The 18,312-nt window shown below is 47.3% G+C and carries 18 protein-coding genes; 11 read left to right on the top strand and 7 right to left on the bottom strand.

Translation table 11 applies throughout. The features are described from left to right. Positions 1–160 precede the first annotated feature (160 nt). Together mobB and mobA are read right to left on the bottom strand one after the other, a co-directional pair. The gene (mobB, locus tag SPM24T3_RS20640) at positions 161–676 is read right to left on the bottom strand and encodes a molybdopterin-guanine dinucleotide biosynthesis protein MobB (RefSeq protein ID WP_009638764.1); all 516 of its coding nucleotides are present in this window, start codon (positions 674–676) and stop codon (positions 161–163) included. Further along, the gene (gene mobA / locus SPM24T3_RS20635) at positions 673–1,257 is read right to left on the bottom strand and encodes a molybdenum cofactor guanylyltransferase MobA (RefSeq protein ID WP_009638763.1); all 585 of its coding nucleotides are present in this window, start codon (positions 1,255–1,257) and stop codon (positions 673–675) included. The genes mobB and mobA overlap by 4 nt, the downstream gene beginning before the upstream one ends. A 180-nt stretch (positions 1,258–1,437) precedes the next feature. Between mobA and SPM24T3_RS20630 the strand changes: the two genes are divergently transcribed. The 4 genes from SPM24T3_RS20630 (at position 1,438) to polA (ending at position 6,782) form a co-directional block, all read left to right on the top strand. Beyond that, positions 1,438–1,707, top strand: coding sequence for a YihD family protein (locus tag SPM24T3_RS20630; RefSeq protein ID WP_009638762.1), 270 nt, complete (start codon positions 1,438–1,440; stop codon positions 1,705–1,707). A 92-nt stretch (positions 1,708–1,799) separates the two neighbouring features. After that, positions 1,800–2,786, top strand: coding sequence for a serine/threonine protein kinase (locus tag SPM24T3_RS20625; protein WP_009638761.1), 987 nt, complete (start codon positions 1,800–1,802; stop codon positions 2,784–2,786). 47 nt (positions 2,787–2,833) lie between these two features. After that, the gene (gene dsbA / locus SPM24T3_RS20620; protein WP_009638760.1) at positions 2,834–3,475 is read left to right on the top strand and encodes a thiol:disulfide interchange protein DsbA; all 642 of its coding nucleotides are present in this window, start codon (positions 2,834–2,836) and stop codon (positions 3,473–3,475) included. Positions 3,476–3,983: 508 nt separating this feature from the next. Beyond that, positions 3,984–6,782: a DNA polymerase I gene (gene polA, locus SPM24T3_RS20615; RefSeq protein WP_009638759.1), complete on the top strand. Its 2,799-nt coding sequence runs from the start codon at positions 3,984–3,986 to the stop codon at positions 6,780–6,782. A 397-nt stretch (positions 6,783–7,179) separates the two neighbouring features. On the opposite strand, the gene yihA is transcribed toward polA, so the two are convergent. Further along, positions 7,180–7,824 (bottom strand): ribosome biogenesis GTP-binding protein YihA/YsxC, encoded by a 645-nt coding sequence (gene yihA, locus SPM24T3_RS20610; RefSeq protein ID WP_009638758.1) that lies wholly within the window; start codon positions 7,822–7,824, stop codon positions 7,180–7,182. 323 nt (positions 7,825–8,147) lie between these two features. Between yihA and yihI the strand changes: the two genes are divergently transcribed. The 3 genes from yihI (at position 8,148) to hemN (ending at position 11,506) form a co-directional block, all read left to right on the top strand. Then, the gene (yihI, locus tag SPM24T3_RS20605; protein WP_009638757.1) at positions 8,148–8,678 is read left to right on the top strand and encodes a Der GTPase-activating protein YihI; all 531 of its coding nucleotides are present in this window, start codon (positions 8,148–8,150) and stop codon (positions 8,676–8,678) included. A gap of 525 nt (positions 8,679–9,203) precedes the next feature. Further along, complete coding sequence (locus SPM24T3_RS20600; RefSeq protein ID WP_009638756.1) at positions 9,204–9,887, top strand: response regulator transcription factor; 684 nt, start codon at positions 9,204–9,206, stop codon at positions 9,885–9,887. A gap of 245 nt (positions 9,888–10,132) precedes the next feature. Beyond that, a complete protein-coding gene (hemN, locus tag SPM24T3_RS20595) occupies positions 10,133–11,506 on the top strand; it encodes an oxygen-independent coproporphyrinogen III oxidase (RefSeq protein WP_009638755.1) in 1,374 nt (457 codons plus the stop codon). Positions 11,507–11,557: 51 nt separating this feature from the next. Here hemN and SPM24T3_RS20590 read toward each other — a convergent pair whose 3' ends face one another. The 3 genes from SPM24T3_RS20590 to SPM24T3_RS20580 all read right to left on the bottom strand — a co-directional run bounded on the left by SPM24T3_RS20590 (position 11,558) and on the right by SPM24T3_RS20580 (position 14,537). Next, positions 11,558–12,691, bottom strand: a complete 1,134-nt coding sequence (locus SPM24T3_RS20590) for an L-dopachrome tautomerase-related protein (protein ID WP_009638754.1) — start codon at positions 12,689–12,691, stop codon at positions 11,558–11,560. Positions 12,692–12,859: 168 nt separating this feature from the next. Further along, positions 12,860–13,552: an RraA family protein gene (locus SPM24T3_RS20585; protein WP_009638753.1), complete on the bottom strand. Its 693-nt coding sequence runs from the start codon at positions 13,550–13,552 to the stop codon at positions 12,860–12,862. A 16-nt stretch (positions 13,553–13,568) separates the two neighbouring features. Further along, complete coding sequence (locus SPM24T3_RS20580; RefSeq protein WP_009638752.1) at positions 13,569–14,537, bottom strand: hydroxyacid dehydrogenase; 969 nt, start codon at positions 14,535–14,537, stop codon at positions 13,569–13,571. Between the two features lie 94 nt (positions 14,538–14,631). On the opposite strand from SPM24T3_RS20580, the gene SPM24T3_RS20575 reads away from it, so the two are divergent. The 4 genes from SPM24T3_RS20575 to SPM24T3_RS20560 all read left to right on the top strand — a co-directional run bounded on the left by SPM24T3_RS20575 (position 14,632) and on the right by SPM24T3_RS20560 (position 17,543). Then, positions 14,632–15,522 carry a LysR family transcriptional regulator gene (locus SPM24T3_RS20575; RefSeq protein WP_009638751.1) on the top strand — a complete coding sequence of 297 codons (891 nt, stop codon included), beginning with the start codon at positions 14,632–14,634 and terminating at the stop codon, positions 15,520–15,522. A gap of 433 nt (positions 15,523–15,955) precedes the next feature. Beyond that, the gene (locus SPM24T3_RS20570; RefSeq protein WP_009638750.1) at positions 15,956–16,384 is read left to right on the top strand and encodes a DoxX family protein; all 429 of its coding nucleotides are present in this window, start codon (positions 15,956–15,958) and stop codon (positions 16,382–16,384) included. Positions 16,385–16,461: 77 nt separating this feature from the next. Next, positions 16,462–16,938, top strand: a complete 477-nt coding sequence (locus SPM24T3_RS20565; protein WP_009638749.1) for a heme-binding protein — start codon at positions 16,462–16,464, stop codon at positions 16,936–16,938. 134 nt (positions 16,939–17,072) lie between these two features. Further along, positions 17,073–17,543: a heme-binding protein gene (locus SPM24T3_RS20560; protein WP_009638748.1), complete on the top strand. Its 471-nt coding sequence runs from the start codon at positions 17,073–17,075 to the stop codon at positions 17,541–17,543. Between the two features lie 81 nt (positions 17,544–17,624). On the opposite strand, the gene SPM24T3_RS20555 is transcribed toward SPM24T3_RS20560, so the two are convergent. Beyond that, positions 17,625–18,311: a TerC family protein gene (locus SPM24T3_RS20555; protein ID WP_009638747.1), complete on the bottom strand. Its 687-nt coding sequence runs from the start codon at positions 18,309–18,311 to the stop codon at positions 17,625–17,627. Position 18,312: the final 1 nt, after the last annotated feature.

Here is an 18,312-nt window from a genome sequence, read left to right as displayed (position 1 = left end):
TGACGACAGGGGCCCTTTTGCTGTTGCGGAGGGCACAAATTCCGGTCAGCGGCTTCCCGCAGGGTGATAAAAAGCGCTGAAAACAGTCGCGTCAGCCATTATCGCTAAGCAAGCGGGCCGCTATGGAAGCTATTTCACCTGGAGAACAGAGGATTAGAAGCTAGCTTGATGACCGATCACTCAACCAGTTAACGATAAACTCGCCTATTTCGGCAATATTATTAAGATCCAACAGCGGCACGGACCACTTGAAAAATGTATCAGTGGCGATAGCAATGACAAAATCGTCTAAGATATCGTCTATTTCTCTGCCGCTTGCTGCTCTGAATAACGCGATTTTAGCTATCTTCTCACGCTTAAAGCCCTCAACCAGAATTAGATCCAATGTTGAATCATCGAATCTGCTGGCTAAAAAGTGCAAATCTAACTCTTCAGCCTCTGGTGTTTCCGTCATAAGCGCCCATCGATTACTGCTTGCCACCATAGTTTGATCGGCTCCGGCTTTTCTCAGCTCATAGCTGTCTTTTCCTGGCGTGTCGATATCTACAGAGTGATGACTATGTTTAATCAAACCTACACGAATCTGGCGATCGCGCAGATAAGGAATCAACTGCTTTAGTAGAGTGGTTTTCCCACTGCCGCTGTGTGCTACGATCCCCAATATTGGCGTCGTCATGGTGTTTTCCCTAAAGCACTTTGCCACTGAGCAAGGTCCTCGGGCGTATTCAGATTGGCAAAGTCTGCAGGATTAGCAAATATCGCCTTACTAGCTCTGCACTGGGTCAGGAAAAGCATCACTTTTCTCTCACCTTGTTCAAGATATTCCCGAAGGCTGGGTATTAGGCTTTTGTTAAGCAAACATACTGCAGGATGTGCGCGGTCTGTATCGCAGGCGTAGACCGCTTGGGCCTGATCTCTGGCTTGCCACAACCGCGCGACCAAATCATCAGGCAAACTTGGCTCGTCGCAGGGAACACATACGACCCATTCAGTTTCACTGGAGACTAGCGCAGAAAGCATCCCCGCTAACGGACCGGCAAAGCCGGGAATAAGGTCACCGATCACCGGATAATGCTCAGCGTATTGTTGCTGATTCTGGTTACTGTTCACCAAGATAGTACTGACCTGCGGGGCTAACCGCCGGGCAATGTGAACAAACAGTGGCAAGCCATCAGAATTCAGCAATCCCTTATCCTGCCCCATTCTTGAAGAGCGCCCTCCCGCAAGGATGACCCCCGTTATTGCATCCGCAATCATGTTATTCGACCTTAATTTGCATGACTTTATTATAGTGTGAAGGTTTAAGGGATAAAGCGGAAGCAAGACTGATGAAAGTTGTTCTAGATCATGCTCTGTTTTATTTCCCTGAGCCACTGCTGTTCAGCAACAAATAACCCTGTTAGCTTGAAGGATACTTCATAACTTCGAGACTTTACTATGGAAGATCATCGGGTCAATGAGCTGATAGAACTGTTGCATCCAGCCTGGAAACAGCAGCCTGATTTAAGCTTGTTACAGTTTCTCAAACAACTGGCTGGGGAGTGTGGCTTTAAGGATAAACTCGAAAATCTAAGTGATGACGCCTTGATTTATCAGCTTAAAATGCGAGACAGTGCCAGTACGGATGAAATTCCCGGTTTAAAAAAAGACTATGAAGAGGATTTTAAAACCGCGCTTTTGCGAGCCAGGGGCGTTATTAACGATTGATGTAAACTTATGTGAACTTCATGCGTCAGGCCAAAAATTGATGGTACTATTTCAGACTATCGTTTTGCTTTCTGGCCAATCTGAATGAAGTTATGAATAATTCTGCTTTTAATTTTCAGGCACTGTCTCCAGACCTTATCCTTGATGCGCTGGAAAGTGTTGGCTTGATTGCTGAGTCAGGGTTAACTGCGCTCAATAGCTACGAAAATCGGGTGTATCAGTTTCTTGATGAAAATCGCCAGCGTTACGTCGTTAAGTTTTATCGCCCTGAGCGTTGGAGCGCCGAGCAAATAGAAGAAGAGCATCGTTTCTCCTTCGATCTCTCTGCTGCTGAAATTCCCGCAGTGGCTCCCGTTTCTATTATGGGGAACACCTTGCATCACCATCAGGGATATATGTTTACCGTTTTCCCAAGCATCGGTGGCAGGCAGTACGAAATTGATAATCTGGATCAGATGGAATGGGTTGGCCGTTTTCTTGGCAGGATCCATCAGGTCGGCAGTGAAAACTTGTTTACTCATCGTCCTACGATAGATCTATTAGAATATCTTACTGAACCAAGATCGGTACTGGCCAATAGTGAATTAATTCCTGCCAAACAACGCAGCACATTTATATCTGTTCTAGATGATTTAATCGCCACTATTACAGAATATTGGCACCACGATTGGCAACCGCGTCGTTTACACGGTGATTGTCACCCAGGAAATATTCTTTGGCGCGATGGTCCTATATTTGTTGATTTAGACGATGCGCGAAATGGTCCTGCTGTTCAGGATTTATGGATGTTATTGCATGGCGATCGTTCTGAGCAACTCATTCAATTAGATATTTTACTTGAGGCTTATGGCGAGTTTGCGGATTTTGACAGCCGCGAACTGGCGCTTATTGAGCCTCTGCGCGCGATGCGTATGGTCTATTATTTGGCCTGGGTAACACGCCGCTGGCAGGATCCCGCTTTCCCTAATAGCTTCCCCTGGATGAAGGATGAAGATTTTTGGCTGGGACAGGCAGCGGCATTTAAAGAGCAAATTAATAAACTGAGGGCACCTCCTTTACAGTTGATGCCAATGTACTGAGAAATAAATAAGCTTTATATAATTATTTAAACGGAGATGGATGAGTTATGAAGAACCTTTTTTCTGCCAGAAAGATAATGTTAGCCGTGTTTGGCATGGTGTTGGCGTTCAGCGCTTCTGCTGCCCAATTCTCTGACGGCACCCAGTACACGACATTAGACAAGCCGCTGGCAAATGAACCGCAGGTTGTAGAGTTTTTTTCTTTCTACTGCCCACACTGCTACGAGTTTGAACGCGTCTGGCATGTTTCCGATAACGTGCGTAAAAACCTGCCACAGGGTGTAAAATATGTGAAGTATCACGTCGAATTCCTGGGTCCATTAGGCAAGCAGTTAACTCAGGCGTGGGCTGTTGCCATGGCGCTGGGTATTGAAGATAAAATTAGCCCACTGATGTTTGATGCTGTTCAGAAATCTCAGACAGTAAAAACTGAAGCAGATATTCGTGACGTATTTATTAAAGCCGGCGTTAGCGGGCAAGATTACGACGCTGCAATGAATAGCTTCGTGGTTAAATCGTTAGTTGTTCAAGAAGAGAAGGCCGCCGCTGACTTTGGCCTGCAAGGTGTGCCATCTGTTTTCGTTAATGGCAAATATCAGGTTAAAAATGACGGACTTGATACCAGCTCTATGGACGCTTACGTAAAACAATTCTCAGACGTAGTTAATTTCCTGACTACCCAGAAATAAGATTCGAGTAGGTCGTTAATGAAACGTCAGCGTGATGCTGGCGTTTTTTTTTGCCTCAGATCTAAACAGCTATAAAACGTTCCGGCTATTAACATTGTCAATTACCTATTACTGCAATTGGTTTGGCTGCGTTTTAAGCTTTGTAATTTTACTTTTCCACAATTCATTTAGATTAAATTTTTACTGCTGTTAATTTGATAACGAATGACAAAAATCCTAAATAATGAGTAAGCATTCTATTTATATCCACAACGATGATTAAATTAACATGACAGCTCGATTGCAGTTAACACACCTATAACTTGATGATTAAACATCGTATATCGATCTGTTCTGCTATATGCAACTCAGATTCACGATCTGGCTGTAAAACTATTCACAAACTTATCCACAGGGACGATCCTGCGAGAAACCTCGCAGGATCAACATCAAATTCCCTTTCGAGGTTCGACTTTACCCTCAGCTATGGCATGCTTAGGGGATGACATGCCACGAATAAAGATGAGTTATGGCCAAGATAGCTGAAAACCCCCTGATCCTGGTAGACGGATCGTCTTACCTTTACCGCGCTTACCACGCCTTCCCACCGCTGACCAACGCAGCCGGGGAGCCGACAGGCGCAATGTACGGCGTGCTGAACATGCTGCGTAGCCTGCTATTGCAGTATCAGCCAAGCCACGTCGCTGTGGTATTTGATGCCAAAGGGAAAACTTTCCGCGACGAACTGTTTACCGAGTATAAATCCCATCGCCCTCCGATGCCTGATGACCTGCGTGCGCAAATTGAGCCGTTGCATCAGATGGTAAAGTCTATGGGGTTGCCGTTGCTGGTCGTGCCTGGCGTTGAGGCCGATGATGTGATCGGCACATTGGCGCTTGAAGCGGAAAAAGCGGGCCACTCTGTACTTATCAGCACCGGTGATAAAGACATGGCGCAGCTAGTCACGCCGGGTGTGACGTTAATTAACACCATGAACAACTCGATTCTTGGTCCTGACGAAGTCGTGACTAAATACGGCGTACCGCCTGAATTGATCATTGATTTCCTTGCACTAATGGGTGACTCCTCGGACAACATTCCTGGCGTGCCGGGTGTGGGTGAAAAAACTGCTCAGGCCTTGCTACAGGGCATCGGCGGATTAGACGCGCTTTACGGCGATCTTGACAAGATTGCAACGCTGAGTTTCCGTGGAGCCAAAACCATGGGCGTAAAATTAGCTGAAAATAAAGAGGTGGCTTACCTCTCCTATAAACTGGCTACGATCAAGACCGACGTTGAGCTGGATATCACCTGCGCAGAGCTGACCGTCAGTGAACCAGACGATAGCGACCTGAAAACGATGTTTGAGCGTTACGAGTTTAAACGCTGGCTGGCCGACGTGGATCAGGGTGGCTGGTTAAACGGTAAGAAAGGTACTCCTGCGGTTAGCAAGAAAGGGGCAACGTCTCAGGCCGAAACCAGTACGCAAACCGCCGTAGACCGCGCTCAGCTCTCTCAGGACGGTTATGTGACTATCCTCGACCAGGCTACGTTTGATGAATGGAAGGTCTTACTCGAAAATGCCGAGGTGTTTGCCTTTGACACCGAGACAGATGGCCTAGACACGCTGACTGCTAATTTGATTGGTTTGTCGTTTGCAGTCGAGCCTGGCAAAGCCGCGTATCTACCGGTTGCCCACGATTATCTCGACTCACCGACGCAGCTTGATCGCAATGAGGTGATCAAACAGCTTAAACCGCTGCTGGAAAACCCTAAAAAAGCTAAAGTCGGGCAGAACCTCAAGTTTGATCGCGGCGTGCTGCTGAAGTATGACATCGACCTTAAAGGCATCGACTTCGATACTATGGTTGAGTCCTATGTACTCGACAGCGTGTCGGGGCGCCACGACATGGACAGCATGGCCGACAGGCTGCTGGGCCACAAAACCGTGACCTTCGAAGAGATTGCAGGTAAAGGTAAAAATCAGCTGACCTTTAACCAGATTGCGCTGGAGCAAGCGGGGCCGTATGCCGCAGAAGATGCCGACGTAACTTTACAGCTGCATCAGGCAATGTGGCCAAAAATAGCCAAAGAGCCGGGACTGAAGACAGTATTTACCGATATCGATATGCCGTTGGTTGCCGTGCTTTCGCACATTGAGCGCACCGGCGTGTTAATCGATCAGAACATTTTGGCCGCGCACTCTAAAGAGCTGACCATTCGTTTGAATGAGCTTGAGACACAGGCCCACGAGCTGGCAGAAGAGCCCTTTAATCTATCTTCAACCAAGCAGCTACAGGCAATTCTGTATGAAAAACAGAAACTGCCGATCCTCAAGAAAACGCCGGGTGGCGCACCTTCAACCAACGAAGAAGTGTTGGCCGAGCTGGCGCTGGATTATCCGTTGCCAAAAGTCATTCTTGAATATCGCGGTTTGGCCAAGCTGAAATCGACCTATACCGATAAGCTGCCGCTGATGATAAGCCCGGTCGATGGACGGGTGCATACTTCGTACCATCAGGCGGTAACGGCGACCGGCCGCCTGTCTTCCAGTGATCCTAACCTGCAAAACATTCCGGTGCGAAATGATGAAGGGCGTCGTATTCGTCAGGCATTTATTGCTCCTGAAGATTATTGCATCGTTGCAGCCGACTATTCACAAATCGAACTGCGTATCATGGCGCATCTGTCGAAAGATGCAGGCCTGTTGAAAGCCTTCTCCGAGGGGCAGGATATCCACCGCGCAACGGCATCCGAAGTGTTCAGCACCGCTCTTGAAAAAGTATCCAATGAGCAGCGTCGTAGCGCCAAAGCGATTAACTTTGGTTTGATCTACGGTATGAGCGCCTTTGGATTGTCGCGTCAGCTAAATATTCCGCGTAAAGAGTCTCAGCGTTATATGGACTTGTACTTTGAGCGTTACCCTGGCGTGCTCGAATATATGGAGCGTACGCGTTTACAGGCTTCCGAGCAGGGGTATGTTGAAACGTTGGATGGCCGTCGTCTGTATCTGCCAGATATTAAATCCAGCAACGCCATGCGTCGTAAGGGAGCTGAGCGTGCGGCGATCAACGCACCAATGCAGGGAACCGCTGCCGATATCATCAAACGTGCCATGATCAAGGTTGCAGGCTGGTTAGAACAGGCCGATGCACCGCGTGCCCGCATTATTATGCAGGTACACGATGAACTGGTCTTTGAGGTGCATAAAGATGACGTCGAGCAGGCAACTGAAACGATTCGTCAATTAATGGAAGAAGCGATGACATTAGAAGTTCCATTAAAAGTAGATGTGGGAGTGGGCAAAAATTGGGATCAAGCTCACTAAGTGACGATAAAATAAGCTGATTTTGTAATTAAGCAACATCATTCGCGGGAAAAAGGATGAGGCTGATCGCATATCCCTCAACTTTTGTGTAAGTAAACTACAAAAAATACTTTTTCCCCGGAAAAAAATGAGGTAAAGTCTGAGTCGTAGGGTACAGAGGTAAGATGTTCTATCTTTCAGACCTTTTACTTCACGTAATCGGATTTGGCTGAATATTTTAGCCGCCCCAGGCATTTATGTCTGGGGCGTTTTTTATTGTATTTTTGGCAGAAAGTTACTGAAATTTGCTCTTTTTCTGAAACAAAAAAGGGCAGCCGAAGCTACCCTGTTTCATTGTGCAAAACTCGTGCTCTGCCAATGCCTTTAATAAAGTTCGAGGCAAATAGCGGCTGATGGCTTATTCCCCGGAGATAATATCTTCCAAGACTTCCGGTGGGATCTCGCTAAACCAGGTATTCAGTTTGGCTGTCAGTTTATCGACACCGATTTTCTTCAGTGAAGAAAAGGCTTCGACCTGAATATCGCCCATAAAGGACTCGACTTCATTGCGAACCATAGTGGTCTGCGCCTTACGCGCACCAGAAGCCAGTTTGTCGGCTTTGGTCAGCAACACCAGCACTGGTGTGCCAACGTCTACGGCCCACTGGATCATCTGTTGGTCGAGATCTTTTAGCGGGTGGCGGATATCCATCAACACTACCAGGCCCTTAAGACAGTTACGCATCTGCAGGTATTCACCCAGTGCGCGCTGCCATTTACGCTTCATTTCTTCAGGAACCTGCGCATAGCCATAACCCGGTAAGTCGACCAGACGAATACCTTCTTCTACCTGAAAGAGGTTGATTAACTGGGTACGGCCCGGCGTCTTACTGGTACGGGCCAGGCTTTTTTGCCCGGTCAGCGTATTGAGCGCACTGGATTTTCCGGCGTTTGAACGACCAGCAAATGCGACCTCAATGCCCTCATCACTCGGTAGATGCCGGATATCAGGGGCACTGATGACGAAATGGGTCATATGATAGTTGTAAGTTTGGCTGGTCAAAACGTGTGTCTCCGTGGGGCTTCAGTAACTGGCTGGCGATTATAGCTGTAAGAGAGGCGAGATGTGGTTCTGTTTTACATAACGCATTCACTGCGGGCGTATATTGAGCCTTTAGCGCGTTAGGGTAAAGTTTTATTACTCGATGAACGAAAGCAGTAAAATAAGAGTATTATTGGCGCATAAGCACAGTAGTGTACAAAAAATCTTCCATGAAGATAAAGAAAAAGGTGCCAAGGTTAGCTTGCTGCCTTTTTTCTTTGCCCGCTTTCTGCTAGATTCCGCCGCAATTCTATACTAAATGAACACACCTAAGAGTACATGCTATGAACCAGTCAGCGAAAGCACCGCGTGCCAAAGCCGCGACGTCTAAAACGAAGAAAAAAAGTCGCGTTGAGCTTGATATCGAAGCGCGCGAACGTAAGCGTGACAACAAACGTCGTGGCCACAAGCCGGGCTCACGCGCCAATCCTGATGCAGATAAGAACCAGTCTGCATCAGCCAAAAAATCTGACCCACGTATCGGCAGCAAAAAAGCCGTTCCGTTGATCGTAGAAACTGTTTTCAACAATGCTCCAAAAGTTGAGAAAGCGCCTAAGCCGAAAATAGAAGCCAAGCCGGTTCTGCCGCCAGAAGAAGAATTGACTCTTCTTGAAAACGATGCGCGCCTGGATTCATTGCTGGATTTGATCGATGACGGCAAAACGCTGAGTGCTGAAGATCAAAGCTATGTTGATCAGACGCTGGATCGTATCGACGTGCTGATGGAGCTGCTTGGTATCGAGCTGGGTGATGAAGATGACGAAGACGAAGAGCAGGGCGAAAATATGTATCGTCTGCTGAAAGGCGGTAACTGATTTTCGTCGCGCCGTAATTATAAAAATTACGGCCAGTAAAATGGCAGTCAGCAATAGTTGCTGGCTGTTTTTTTTCCTAATTTAATCAATTTTAACGCAATCTATCCTTTATACTGCTCGCTTAATAAATCACTATTAATAAACTTCGCTAAGTAGTTCAGTCCTAAATCACTGCAGTCCAAAATATTAACCACTAATAAGTTAAATTATTTAAAATACATCGCTATTTAATTTTAGTGTTTTTAACGTACAACGATTGTAATAAGGCTGATGATTTTTATTGTTGATAATCAAAGTTGATACATTTATAAAAGAAATAGTTTACACTGAATATATATAATTATGATGATCGTTGCTGGTTTTTAAATATTTAATTAATGTGATTACTCTCGCAGATAACTCATTAAGTTGCTAAAACCAATGCAGCCCTGAGCTTTACCTAGTTGGACAACTCGGCTTTGAGAGCTCAGGTGAGATGCCGACAACTGTATGTCTTAAATAAATTTAACCCTATTAAGGGAAACCATGCATATCAATATTGTGGTGGCTGACGAATTCCAACTTGTGCGTAAAGGCGTCATTTCTCTAATCAGCACTATGCGTAGCATTGAGCGGCTAGAAAATACGTCATCATTCAATATTGTTGCTGATGTCTCAACGCCAAATGAATTAATCACTGTTCTGTCTGGCAAACCTGTTGATTTACTTATTCTTGGATATTCGCTAGAGACTTTTCAGAATAATAGCCCGATTGCGGCTCTTGATGGTTACGCATTAATAAAATGGTTGGCTCGGAAGTATCCTGAATTAAAAATAATAGTCATCTCACCGTACAGGCACCCACAATTAATACGCATGGTGCTCGAAATGGGCGTTTTGGGTTATATCAGTTTAAACGTAAGTGAAAAGATCCTCGAGCGGGCGATTGTTTCAGTCATCAATAATGAAGTTTATATTGAAAAAGGTATGATGAAGACCCTGTTCCAAGGCGGAGACCTCAATGGAAAACCTATCTCGTTAAAAGAGTTGGAAGTCCTGCGTTTGCTCTGTAAAGGGCATAATCTCACCAGTATCGCTGGCCGAATGAACTTGAGTATCAAAACCGTCAGCGCTCATAAGTTGCGCGCCATGAGTAAACTTGACGTTAACTCCGACTGTCAGCTGTTTTGCCTACTGGCAGAAACTCGGCTTTTTAATCTCTCTTTTTAATTATTTTTCAGGTCTTCTTGATGAATATCATTGTATTGGTCATAAGCTCTTTCTTCGTGTGTTTTGTCGCCTGCTTGTTATGTAGACTGAAGCGCCTGTCGAGACAGAAGTCACGCCTGCGCAGGGCGAGCCTGGCTCAACCTCTCAGAAAACCTCTTCCATTGCGACGGTCAGCCCGGCATCGTAAAAACGATAGCCGATAACTGCTCGTATCTGCGGGCTTTTTATCCGCAATGGAGACAAGCATGGCGGCACAGCTTATCGAATGGGACAGAGCCCTGATTCAAAAGTACAATTATTCCGGACCGCGCTATACCTCTTATCCTACTGCGTTAGAATTCAGCCCAAGATATCAAAACGACGCTTTTATTCTGGCCACTGCGCGCTATCCTGAGCGCCCGCTTTCCCTGTACGTGCATATTCCTTTTTGCCACAAGCTTTGTTATTTCTGCGGCTGCAATAAGTTAGTCACGCGTCAGCTGCATAAGGCTGAAGAATATCTGAACTGGTTGGAACAGGAGATTATCCAGCGCGCCGAGTTATTCAAAAATCGGCAAGTCAGCCAGTTGCACTGGGGCGGCGGCACACCGACCTATCTTAATAAATCGCAGATCAGTCGATTGGTTAGTGTACTGCGCAATAATTTTGATTTTCTTCCCGACGTAGAGATGTCGCTTGAGATCGATCCTCGAGAAATAGAGTTGGATGTACTGGATCATTTACGCCATGAAGGATTCAATCGCCTAAGCATGGGAGTGCAGGATTTTAATAAACAGGTTCAGCAATTGGTTAACCGTGAACAGGATGAGGAGTTTATCTTCTCGCTGGTTGAACGCGCCAGGGCGCTGGGATTTAGCTCGACTAATATCGACCTAATCTATGGCCTGCCGAAACAAACTCCAGAAAGTTTTGCCCTCACGCTGCAACGTGTTGCACAGCTAAATCCTGATCGCCTGAGCGTATTCAATTATGCCCACATGCCACAGCTTTTTGCCGCTCAGCGTAAGATTAAAGAGGCGGATTTACCCAGCGCCGAAGACAAGCTCAACATCTTGCAGGGCAGCATCGCCTGTCTGACCGATGCCGGATATCGATTAATCGGCATGGACCATTTTGCTCGTCCTGAAGATGAGCTGGCTATCGCGCAGCAGAATGGTGAGTTGCATCGCAATTTCCAAGGCTACACCACTCAGGGCGACACCGACCTGCTTGGGCTTGGGGTCTCGGCCATTAGCATGATCGGGGATACCTATGCCCAGAATGAAAAAGACCTCAAGTCCTATTACTCCAAAATTGAGGACCAGGGCCATGCTCTTTGGCGCGGTCTCACCATGACGCGTGACGATTGTCTACGTCGTGACGTGATTAAAGCGCTGATTTGTCATTTTAAGCTGGATTTCGCGACGATTGAACGCGAGCACGGCGTGATTTTTAAAGACTATTTTGCCGAAGACTTAGCGTTGCTCGAGCCATTGATTGAGGATGAGCTGGTGGAATTAACCGGTCATCAAATAATGGTAACGCCTAAAGGCCGTTTGCTGATCCGCAATATCTGCATGTGTTTTGATAGTTATCTGCGGCAGCAGGTTCGTCAGCGGCAGTTTTCCCGAGTGATCTAAATAAAAACAGCCGCAATGCGGCTGTTGTCAGATTCAAGTCATCAAAGCTTATTAAGGATGATCAATCGGTGAAGGTTTAATTGGCAGAGACAACTTGTAGATTTTGACCGGATATTCAACCGTTGATGGTTTGCCGCCAGTCGTGGCCGGAGTACGGTTAATTTGGCCTGAAGGCATATATAACGCGCCGTCACTGACCCACATCGCATCAATCCAAACCAGTCGCGGATCGGAAACTACGGTCGAAACCTTGCCTTCTGGAGTAATGCGTTTGATGGAACGAGTGTTGATATCCGAAGCGTAGATATTGCCCTCGCTATCAATTGCCGTACCGCCTGTGCTCCAGGTATCAAGGAATTTTTTGGCGTGTTTGTTCACTTCGCCGGCTGGCAGTGAAGCGTCATTCAGATAGCGAGTTTCGATACGTGCAAGAGGGCCAGGAATTGCCTGGTAATACAACCATTTGCCGTCTGGAGAAACCTCCAGTTGGTCGAGACCTACGCGTTTCTCTTTACCATTCGGCAAAATAAGCTTTTTGCCGTCAGCGTAGATAGGTGTGTGGTCAATCGACAGCGGCTGATTATCCAGCACGCGGTGCGCTTTGCCGGTATCAAGATCCAATACCACCAGACCCACGGCACCCGGATCGGTCATGTAAGCGTAATGGCCGTTGAAACGTACGTCATCAATATAGCTGGCAGGTTTAAGGACCGGCGGTTTGATGAGGTAAGTCTTGATGACCTTGTTGGTGGCTAAATCGATTTTCACCAATTTGGCAGCACCGTCGACAGATTTTGCACCAGTGCCGATCCCCGTGTTACCGGAATCCATCGCCCAAAGATTACCATCGGGACCAATGCGCAGTGCGTTGACATGCAGAAAATGGTGTTCAGGATCAGAAGGTTTCCACTGATTCCATTCATTGTCAGGATAAGGCGTGATTTTGCCGTTTTCGCCAACTTCACCCAATTCCAGGCCCGGGCCTTCAGACTGAGTAAATGATGCGAAAATGCGTCCGTCTTTGGTGACCGTGACGCCGTTCCAAACGTGTGAGGAAGTTGCAACTTGCTGTAAGCGCGCATCCTGCTGCGTGGGTAATGTTGGCGGCAAGGTATCCTTTGCCTGTGCTCCTGCAGCCAGTAACAGGCCGATAGTTAAACTTAACGTTTTTACCACGTGTTTCATGCCAGCTCCTTTCAAGAAAATACCCAGAGATTGAGGGGAGTTCGCGTGTAGACAGGGGAATAAGCATCCGTTGCCCAAGCCGCGTTCTTACCGTGCCACATTGCGTAAGTTGTGCGGCAAAATGGGGTGTTGCCACCCCCAAAGATAGTCTAAATTTCAACAGGTTGATTAGAGCGGACAACCTTTTGCACGCAGCAGGCTATTGAAACGCTCTGGATCAGTCGTACCCGAAGCGTTGTGCGCGCGGATTTCTTCTTCGCGCTGGGCATGTTTTTGCACTTTCGGCAGCAGGTGTTCCAGCTCTTCGTAAGGGATAGCAATCACGCCGTCCGCGTCGCCTATAATCAGATCACCCGGATTTACCAGCAGACCTGCGCAAGAGATTGGAATATTAACCTGGCCCGGACCGTCCTTGCTTGGCCCACGCAGCGTATTGCCGCGAGCAAATACGGCAATCCCGCCTTCTGCCCATTCGTTCAAATCGCGAATCGCGCCATCAATCACGAAGCCCGCGATTTTTTTGGTTAAAGCAGAGGTACGCATCAGTCCGCCGATCAGTGCCTGAGTGAGGTCGCCTGAACCGTCCACAACGATAACGTCGCCGGGATTAGCCATCTCAATCGCTTTATGAATCATCAAGTTGTCGCCAGGGCGGACTTTAACGGTAATGGCTGGTCCGCAGAGTACGACTTTGTTGTCAGCATGATAAGGCTGTAATCCTAGCGCGCCCACGCTGCGGCCCATGGTGTCGCCAATGTTTGGTACTGGCAGGCGGCTAAATGCTTCAATAGTGGCTGCATCAGGAACGTTGTCACGTTGACCGATAAAATAGCCAGCTGGCCATTCGCTGCGAGATGTCATTCGTTATTCTCCTTTCTTAAAGAATTTCAGGATTTACGCAGGCACGCGCGTTGATACGCTGCTGTTGCAGGAAATCCAGACACTGTTGAGCGGCCGAACGCGATACGGCATCCAGTGCTTCAGGGGTGGTACCGCCTATGTGCGGAGTCATGACAATATTGCTGAATTGACGGAATGGATGGTCAAGGGGTAACGGCTCTACGGCCACGGTGTCCAGACCGGCAGCGGCGAGTTTTCCGTCAGTCAGAGCTTGCGCAAGTGCAGGTTCATCAATCAGCTCACCGCGAGAGGTATTAATGACGATAGCCCGATCGGGCAGCTGCGCCAGGGTGTCGGCATTCAGCATCTTTTCGGTTGCCTTGTTAACTGGGCAGTGCAGGCTCAGCACGTTACTGTTTTTCAACAGTTCTTGCAGAGAAGCGTACTGCACGGCATCGGTTGAGTCGGTTCCTAATGGAATAGCAGGGTCAAAAAAGGCGGCGCGCATGCCAATGGCTTTGGCAATGTGAGCAACGCGGCGACCAATTTCTCCGTACCCAACCAAGCCTAAGGTTTTGCCAAACAGCTCAATCCCTTCGCTGCTGCGGGTCCAACGTCCTTCGGCAATTTCGTGTTGGAAGAAAGGCAACTGGCGTGCGGCGCTGAGCATCAGGCCTATAGCAAGTTCTGCAACGGACTGAGCATTGGTTGCCGGGGTCGTCAATACTGGAATACCGCGCGCCGTAGCCGCCGCAACATCAATATTGGTGACGCCAACCCCATGTTTGCAGATGATTTTTAGCGAAGGGCAAGACTCGATGGCTTTGGCTGACAAAGTCACGGTACGAGAAATGACGGCATCATAGGCGCGGGTGGACATCAACTGTTCGACTTCCTCAAAATCATTGGCATTTTGCAGGTAATCTAGCTCGCAACCCGCGTCCGCCAATACTTTGCGCCCAGCTGCACCCAAGGCCGGTGCGGTCATTAAAAACTTATAGGTCATACGCTACTCCAGTGCTATTTTTACCCATATTGGCACTGTTAAAAGATAAATCATAACGCCTGAATTTTATTTATTGATTCCTACGAGGAATGGAATGGAACTGAAATACCTACGCTATTTCCTGGCTATTCAGGACACCGGGCATCTGGGACGTGCCGCGATAACCCTTGGTATCACTCAACCTGCGCTTACAAAATGTATTCAGCGACTGGAGAAAATTTATAAAACCAGACTGATATTAAAGGTGGGGAGAGGGATCCGTTTGACCGAAGCGGGATTGCTACTTTGTGAGCGGGCTCAAAAAATCGTGCAGGATATGGAAGTCACTCAGCGCGACATGAGCGCTTTGGCCGATGGCACTGCGGGTTATATTCGTCTCGGTGCTGCGGCTACGGCTGCAGAGTTTATGTTGCCGCAGTTGGCAAAACGCTTATTGGAGGAAGCCCCGAGCGTGCGCCTGGATGTAAAAGTCGGGATGAACGACCTGCTGCAAAATACTCTGCGCGAGAAGCAGCTGGATATTATTCTCGGCTTTTTACCCGACAAGAGTAATGAATTTATTGCCCGGCCTTTACTCGACGATCCGGTGGTGCTGGTAGCGAGCAAAGACCATCCTTTGGCCGGTATTCACCCGACTTCAGAGCAGCTCGATCAATATAACTGGCTGCTGCCTTCAAGAAAGGTCGCGACCCGACAATGGCTTGAGCAGCGCTTGCAGACCGGTGGTTATCCACCCCCGCGTATTCAAATCGAAGCCAATTCAATTGCGACACTGCATTCAGTGATTGTCGAGACCAACCTGTTAAGCTTTATTTCGCGCCGTGCTCTGCAAGAGATCCAACATGCTATTCCGCTGGTGGAGATCCCAATGCCGCTGTTAGTCATGCCGCGTACCTTTGGTTTACAGTTCCACTCCTGGAGCGAGCTATCACCAGTCGCGCGGCAGTTTGTGCTGATCGCCGAGAAGATCTGGAATTATCACTAATCAGCACTGTTTATTAAAAGAGTAATTGTTGATTAATTAATCTATTGATACCTGTCTACTCAAAAAATAAACAACCAGCGCTCTGATCTCTGAATATACCTCTTATATACCTTCTCAAAATTCAAGCCAATACGACTTATTGTTCTCTGGGTTTTATGCCAGAGAACAATAGGCGTGATTATCCTGCTATATTTTTACTTAAGTAATTTCGTCCGGTGATAAATAACCAAACTTACTACTAACTATAACCAATAGGCACTTTTTTTAATGATAATGGCGTGATAGAAATGTATATCAAATGTTATCAATTAGTGAGTAATCGTTTTAGTCAGTATATTTTTATCCTGCGAAACTTCTGATTGCAGCCAAATATACTGTCTTCAGAAAGGGCGAAAGGGTAGCTCAAATTAATTATCACCACGGCGAAACAATTATGAATAAATCTTTAGATCTTGCTTATGTTGTTGCGCGTATTCTGGCGGTTGGATTGTTCTTTACGTCAGGCGCAGAAAAGATATTTCAATACTCGGAAAACGTCTCTGTGATGGCACAGAATGGCGTGCCGAGCTTCTTTCTGCCACTGGTTATCTTGCTTGAAGTCGGTGGCAGCATTGCTATCGCTTTCGGCTTTTTGACCCGTTTTACCTCAGTGTTTATGGCGGCGTTCTCTATCATTGCCGGTTTTCTTTTTTATCAAGGCTTTACCATGCCGCACCTGATTGTATGGTTAAAAAATGCCTCTTGTGCTGCAGGATTCATTTTACTGGTTATCAATGGCCCGGGCCGCTGGAGCATTGACCACCTGATTAGCCTGAAGCTGGGTAACAAGAAAACCGCTGGTGTACAGAAGAGCGTGGCCTGACGTTCAGAATTAAATCTGTAACTGCGGTTCCACGTTTATCGTGTCCGCGTAATGTGTCAAATAAAGTGAGATTTATTATGAAGAAAGTAAGTTGTGCATTATTGGTTTCTGGCCTGCTGGTGGGTTTTGCAGCACAGGCGGCGGACGACGGTATTACTCGCGTTCCAGTCATTACCCACGATCAGGCCAACGAATTAGTTAAAAAGGCCGAAGAAACCATTAAATCGCACCACATTGGTGGCGCAGTGGCTATTGTTGATGCTGCTGGTCAATTAATTACCTTCGATCGTTTAGACGGTTCTACACCTGCTAATATTGCATTAGCTCCTGAGAAAGCAAAAACCTCGGCTTATTTCGGACAGCCGACAGAGGCTTATCAAGACAAAGTTGCTAAAGGAAATATGCTTATTTTGGGTAACCCAAAAATTCTGCCTTTCGCAGGAGGGATCCCAATCAAATTAGACGGCCAGGTCGTTGGCGCTATTGGTGTGAGCACGCCTGATGGCAGCGTTGATGCAGAAGCAGCTAAAGCGGCTCTGACAGTACTGAAATAATAAAATAATAATAAGATTTAACTTTAGGCCGACCTGCCTGATATTGGGTCGGCCCGTATTTGGTGAGTAATGTTAACTATTCATAGTTCCAGCTATCAACAATGCTATTCATTAATCAATACGGGAATATAACAGTGAAAAAAATTCTGATGTTAGCGGCCTTATGTTCACTCGGCAGCCTGAGTGCATTTTCAGCCAATGCCACAATCACGCAAACTATTCTTTCAGCAGAAGATGCAGCAAAACTTATTACAGTGGCAACAGAAAAAGCGCAGAGCCTGCATGCCAATGTTTGTATTGCCATAGTTGACCAGGCTGGCCAGCTGATGTCATTCAAGCGTATGGATAACGCACCGGTAGGCTGCATTGATTCCTCAATTTTAAAAGCACGCGCAGGCGCGCTTTATCATACCCCGACTGACAAATATATGGGGCGTGCCAACGGCGCAGAGCCTGCTATTGCTACATTGCCTGGTATGGTGCCATTGGGTGGCGGTAACCCGATTGTGTACCGCGATGCAGTTATTGGCTCTGTAGGCGTCAGTGGTTCTGCCAATCCGAATGAAATAGAGATTGCCAAGGCAGCCGCCGAAAGCCTGAAGTAAGCGGTAAGTCGGCAGTAAAAAAGCCTCAGGGATGAACTCCACTGAGGCTTTTTTTGATGACGGGATTCGAGTTATCGCAGTTTAGTGGCTGTTCTTCTCGGCCAGTTTGCTTTTACCCATTCCCACAGCCAAAACCAGCAATGCACCCACAATACCGGCAATGGTTGGCAGATGATTAATCGCCGTAATTTGCAGATGGGCTATTGCCGGGTCAGTCACGAACATGCTGCCGGCAATCCAGCCAATTAGCGCGCCACCGAGCATGATAACCACCGGGAACCGGTTGATGATTGCCAACACCAGTTTACTGCCGGCGATAATGATTGGAATGCTGATAACAACGCCGAGTGCAACCAACAGGTAATTTCCCTTACCCGCTGCGGCTACTGCCAATACGTTGTCCAGAGACATCACCACGTCAGCGACCACAATGGTCATCGCGGTTTTCCACAGGCTGGAACCGCCCTTGATATCGCTTTCTTCATCTTCATTGGCAACCAGTTTGATACCGATCCACAGTAGCAATAGCCCGCCGACTAACTTCAGATATGGCAGGTCCAGCAGCTTGACCGCAATGATCAACAAGACCACGCGCGCGACAATCGCCCCAATGGTGCCAATAATAATGGCTTTGTTGCGTTGATGCGGCGGCAATTTCCGGCAGGCCATCGCAATGACTACCGCATTATCACCGCCTAACAGCAGGTCAATTACGATGATTTGTAGCAGGATGACGATGAAGTCCCATTGATCAAATAACCAGGTCATA

Origin of the sequence: Serratia sp. M24T3, from assembly GCF_000257645.1 — a bacterium.
Classification (GTDB): domain Bacteria; phylum Pseudomonadota; class Gammaproteobacteria; order Enterobacterales; family Enterobacteriaceae; genus Rouxiella.
This window is presented reverse-complemented; position numbering and strand designations above follow the sequence as displayed.

What these genes read in the sequence shown, in the direction of transcription:
- mobB (WP_009638764.1), bottom strand. Translation starts at nt 676, where the DNA reads ATGACGACGCCAATATTGGGGATCGTAGCACACAGCGGCAGTGGGAAA.
- mobA (WP_009638763.1), bottom strand. Translation starts at nt 1,257, where the DNA reads ATGATTGCGGATGCAATAACGGGGGTCATCCTTGCGGGAGGGCGCTCT.
- SPM24T3_RS20630 (WP_009638762.1), top strand. Translation starts at nt 1,438, where the DNA reads ATGGAAGATCATCGGGTCAATGAGCTGATAGAACTGTTGCATCCAGCC.
- SPM24T3_RS20625 (WP_009638761.1), top strand. Translation starts at nt 1,800, where the DNA reads ATGAATAATTCTGCTTTTAATTTTCAGGCACTGTCTCCAGACCTTATC.
- dsbA (WP_009638760.1), top strand. Translation starts at nt 2,834, where the DNA reads ATGAAGAACCTTTTTTCTGCCAGAAAGATAATGTTAGCCGTGTTTGGC.
- polA (WP_009638759.1), top strand. Translation starts at nt 3,984, where the DNA reads ATGGCCAAGATAGCTGAAAACCCCCTGATCCTGGTAGACGGATCGTCT.
- yihI (WP_009638757.1), top strand. Translation starts at nt 8,148, where the DNA reads ATGAACCAGTCAGCGAAAGCACCGCGTGCCAAAGCCGCGACGTCTAAA.
- SPM24T3_RS20600 (WP_009638756.1), top strand. Translation starts at nt 9,204, where the DNA reads ATGCATATCAATATTGTGGTGGCTGACGAATTCCAACTTGTGCGTAAA.
- hemN (WP_009638755.1), top strand. Translation starts at nt 10,133, where the DNA reads ATGGCGGCACAGCTTATCGAATGGGACAGAGCCCTGATTCAAAAGTAC.
- SPM24T3_RS20590 (WP_009638754.1), bottom strand. Translation starts at nt 12,691, where the DNA reads ATGAAACACGTGGTAAAAACGTTAAGTTTAACTATCGGCCTGTTACTG.
- SPM24T3_RS20585 (WP_009638753.1), bottom strand. Translation starts at nt 13,552, where the DNA reads ATGACATCTCGCAGCGAATGGCCAGCTGGCTATTTTATCGGTCAACGT.
- SPM24T3_RS20580 (WP_009638752.1), bottom strand. Translation starts at nt 14,537, where the DNA reads ATGACCTATAAGTTTTTAATGACCGCACCGGCCTTGGGTGCAGCTGGG.
- SPM24T3_RS20575 (WP_009638751.1), top strand. Translation starts at nt 14,632, where the DNA reads ATGGAACTGAAATACCTACGCTATTTCCTGGCTATTCAGGACACCGGG.
- SPM24T3_RS20570 (WP_009638750.1), top strand. Translation starts at nt 15,956, where the DNA reads ATGAATAAATCTTTAGATCTTGCTTATGTTGTTGCGCGTATTCTGGCG.
- SPM24T3_RS20565 (WP_009638749.1), top strand. Translation starts at nt 16,462, where the DNA reads ATGAAGAAAGTAAGTTGTGCATTATTGGTTTCTGGCCTGCTGGTGGGT.
- SPM24T3_RS20555 (WP_009638747.1), bottom strand. Translation starts at nt 18,311, where the DNA reads ATGACCTGGTTATTTGATCAATGGGACTTCATCGTCATCCTGCTACAA.